This window comes from Vibrio sp. 10N.222.52.C12 (genome assembly GCF_041474215.1).
GTDB classification, from domain to species: Bacteria; Pseudomonadota; Gammaproteobacteria; order Enterobacterales; family Vibrionaceae; genus Vibrio; species Vibrio crassostreae_C.
The window spans coordinates 1-206 of record NZ_JBFRTR010000192.1 but is presented as its reverse complement, the minus strand read 5'-3'; the positions used below and the strand labels follow the sequence as shown (position 1 = coordinate 206).

The 206-nt window shown below is 46.6% G+C and carries 1 tRNA gene; it reads right to left on the bottom strand.

Annotated elements, in window-relative coordinates:
• Positions 1-6: 6 nt before the first annotated feature.
• Positions 7-91 (bottom strand) — tRNA-Tyr (locus AB4623_RS23555).
• Between the last annotated feature and the right edge of the window lie 115 nt (positions 92-206).

The following is a 206-nucleotide window of genomic DNA, read 5'->3' as shown; positions in this document are numbered from 1 at the left end:
AGAATATGGTGGAGGGAGACGGATTCGAACCATCGAAGGCAGTGCCGGCAGATTTACAGTCTGCTCCCTTTGGCCACTCGGGAACCCCTCCAGGGTGTGTCTTACTTTTCACAAAGTAAGCCTAAATTGATGTTTTCCCATAAGCCCATCAATCAGGTTGTTCTCTTAACTCTTAAAAGAGGTAAGAAGAATATGGTGGAGGGAGA